The sequence below is a fragment of the Burkholderia sp. Ac-20392 genome, from assembly GCF_017104585.1.
Taxonomy (GTDB): domain Bacteria; phylum Pseudomonadota; class Gammaproteobacteria; order Burkholderiales; family Burkholderiaceae; genus Burkholderia; species Burkholderia lata.
Genome location: NZ_JAAGPB010000963.1, coordinates 1 through 1690, shown reverse-complemented (window position 1 = coordinate 1690; position 1690 = coordinate 1). Strand labels below are relative to the sequence as shown.

2 protein-coding genes are annotated in these 1690 nt (G+C 66.7%); both read right to left on the bottom strand.

The genetic code is table 11. The features are described from left to right. A partial coding sequence (locus G3N99_RS40100) for an RtcB family protein (RefSeq protein ID WP_277396503.1) occupies positions 1–348 on the bottom strand: 348 nt, incomplete at its 3' end. Positions 349–407: 59 nt separating this feature from the next. Next, on the bottom strand, positions 408–1547 hold the full coding sequence (locus tag G3N99_RS40095) for a slipin family protein (RefSeq protein ID WP_206125178.1): 1140 nt from the start codon (positions 1545–1547) through the stop codon (positions 408–410). Between the last annotated feature and the right edge of the window lie 143 nt (positions 1548–1690).

Genomic DNA, 1690 nt, shown 5'->3' with positions numbered 1-1690 from the left:
CGCGCGGCCGTGCGGCACCGCGCGTTCGATCGCACTGCGCAGGCCCGCGAGCGAATCCGGCAGGTCGGACGCCGTCAGCGTCGTGCGCGCGGCCATCATCCCGCAGCCGATGTCGACGCCGACCGCGGCCGGAATGATCGCGCCCTTCGTCGGGATCACGCTGCCGATCGTCGAGCCCTTGCCGAGGTGGACGTCCGGCATCACCGCGACGTGGCTGAAGATGAACGGCATCTGCGCGGTGTTGCGCAGTTGCGCGCGCGCTTCGTCTTCGACGGCGACGCCTTGCGTCCACATCTTCACCGGCTTGCCGTTGGCCAGTTCCATTACCTGGTAATCCATTTCACTCATGTTCATCACCTTGCTGCTTTCATGAGGCACGGCGCCCGTGCGCCGTGCCCGTTCATTCGCTACGTGCCCTTGATGCTGACGAGTCCGTTCAGCACCTGGTCGAGACCGCCGAACACCGAGATGCGGTCGATCCGTTCCGCGACGCGCTCGAGCGTTTCCAGCTCCTTGAGCCGCAGCGCGGTCGGGTTTTCTTCCATCACCTTCGCGGTGTTCAACAGCGAACGCGTGGCCGCCGTTTCCTCGCGGCGGCGAATCACGTTCGCCTGCGCGGACTTCTCCGCTTCAACCACCTGCGCGAGGATCGTCTTCATGTCGCCCGGCAGCACGATATCCTTCACACCGACGCTGCGCACCTCCACGCCCGAATGGCCGAGGCGGGCGCGCACCTGCGTGATCACGACCTCGTCGATCGACTGCTTGTCTTCCAGCAGTTCGTCGAGCGAGCGCGTGCCGACCGCCGATCGCAGTGCGAACTGCAGCTCGCGATACAGGTGTTCGACCGGCTTCTGCAACTGGCCGAACGCATGCAGCACGTCCGCATAGCACCACGTCGCCGACAGGTTCAGCCGCAGCGCGACCTTGTCGCGCGTCAGGATTTCCTGTCCGCCGACTTCGATCGCCTGCAAACGCAGGTCGACGAGTTCGACCGCGACGTCGCGGTTGAAGCGCCAGAACGCCGCGACGCCTGCGTCCAGCAACCGCTCGATCTTGCCGTCGATCTTCAGCACGCCGACGTGGTACGCCGGCACCTGCGCCAGCAGCACGCCCGTCAGGCCCGCCACGCCGCGTGCACGCAGCGCCGGTTGCGCGATGCGCTTCACGAGTGCGGCCGGCAGCATGCTGTCCTGCGCGAGATCGACGCGTTCGAGACGGTGCGCGGTCAGGCCGCGCCAGTACAGCCGGCGCGTGCCCGGCGCCAGGATCTCGACGAGCACGTCGTCTTCGTAGCGCAGGCCCGCTTCGTCATCGGCGAGATCCATCGCGACGAAGTGCCGAGCGAGCACGTCCGGTGCGTCGTGACGCAGGTAATCGGCCAGTGCCGCGTCGGCGAGCGGCGCGTCGAGACGCGCGGTCTGCACCGACAGGCGCTTGAGCGGATCGAAGGCCTTGAACACACCCGGTTCCAGCACCTTCACGAAATCGCCCTCATTCATCAGCAGCGCGCGTTCGTTCTTCTTCACTACATGTCGCATCCACATATTCTTGTCCTTTTCTTCAATGGCCGCCGGGTGACGCGCATCGTGCGGATCGCGGGGCGACGCAACCGGGCGGGCGGCGCGCCGGCCCGGCGTCGAAGTGCACGGCGACGCATCCTGCATCGCGTCGTCGTGCGCCTTCGCGC